At 75.7% G+C, this 1,386-nt stretch carries 2 protein-coding genes; both read right to left on the bottom strand.

Annotation, left to right across the window (positions count from 1 at the left end):
• Positions 1-4: 4 nt before the first annotated feature.
• Entirely contained in the window at positions 5-817 is an 813-nt protein-coding gene (locus ACIRRH_RS43905; protein ID WP_403079105.1) for a hypothetical protein, read from the bottom strand.
• Positions 814-1,347, bottom strand: coding sequence for a SigE family RNA polymerase sigma factor (locus ACIRRH_RS43910; protein ID WP_403079106.1), 534 nt, complete (start codon positions 1,345-1,347; stop codon positions 814-816). The genes ACIRRH_RS43905 and ACIRRH_RS43910 overlap by 4 nt, the downstream gene beginning before the upstream one ends.
• Positions 1,348-1,386: the final 39 nt, after the last annotated feature.

The raw sequence follows: 1,386 nt of genomic DNA on the forward strand, positions 1-1,386 counted from the left end.
CGGGTCAGAACTGCCAGGTGGGGTCGTCGGCGATCGCCAGCAGGGCGGCCTCGTCCAGGCCCGCGTCCGGTTGTTCGGCCCACTGCTGGAGCGTCACCGTCCGGCCGTCGGCGCGCTGGAGGCGGACGTACTGGGAGACGCGGCCGTCCTGCCGGGGGGTCAGTGTCACGGCCTCGCCGCGCGCGCCCGAGGGCAGCTCGACCAGGTGGCAGTCGGTGCGCGGGGCGATCTCCTGCGGGCTGGGAACGCCGGGGCGCGGGGTGATCTTGGGCAGGGCGATGGTGGCGCAGAACGGCACCTTCGGCGCGTCGGCCGTGTGGTCGGCGCCGCCGACGAAGTCCACCGAACCGGCCGGGGACTGCCAGGCGACCCGGAAGCTGCGGCCCGGGATGTCGCCGGCACGCACCGTCTTGGCACCGGCCGGGAGCAGGGAGGCCAGGGTGGTGCCCAGGTGGTCGCTGGTCCAGGCGGTGGCGCGGCCGCTGCCGGGGCCGAAGGAGTCCGGGCGCAGCGGTTCGGGGGTGGCGTCGGCGGAGCCGGCCAGGGTGAGGGGGCCGGTGAGCGGGTCGGCTGCCGCCACCGGGGCGCCGGGGGTGGGGGTGGCGCCGGTGGGCAGGGTCGCCACCAGGGCGGCCAGGGCGGCGGTGGCGGCCATCGTGGCGGCGGCGCGCACGGCCAGCCGGGTGCCGCGGCGGCGGCGTCCGGCCGTGACCGCGGCGTCCACGGTGCCGGGGCGCAGGGTCGGTTCGGCGCCGAGGCCGGCGGCGAGGAGGGTGCGCATCTCGTCCTGCGGGTCGAGGGCGTCGTGGTGGGTCACAGGAGTTCCTTCAGGGGGGTCGGGGCGGTGGCCAGTTCGTCGAACGGGTCGGTGTCGCCGAGCAGGGTGCGCAGTTTGGTGAGTGCGCGGGCGGTGTGGCTCTTGACGGTTCCGGCGGTGCAGCCCAGGGCCTTGGCGGTGTCCGCGATGTCCAGGTCGGCCCAGAACCGCAGGACCACCACGGCCCGTTGACGCGGCGGCAGGGCCGCGAGCGCGGTGCGGACCTGCAGGCCGAGCGAAGGGTCGGTGCCCGGGCCGGGCCGGTCGGGCAGCGCGGGTGTCGGGTCCTCCCGTCGCCAGCGGCGCCGGGTGTGGTCGATGCAGGTCCGGGTCAGCACGCGATGGGAGTAGGCCTCCAGGTTCGCGACCCGGTGCCGTCTCCCCCACACCGCATACAGCTTCGTCAGTGCGGTCTGCGTGATGTCCTCCGCGTGGTGCCAGTCGCCGCACATCAGGTACGCGGTCCGCCGCAGATGCGGCAACCGCTCCTCGGCGAAACCGCGGAACTCCTCCAGGTCTGCGCTACGCACAGGGCGTGCCTCCGTTCGTCTCTGCCCACTCGACGGAGC

This window comes from Kitasatospora sp. NPDC101235 (assembly GCF_044767505.1).
Classification (GTDB): Bacteria; Actinomycetota; Actinomycetes; order Streptomycetales; family Streptomycetaceae; genus Kitasatospora.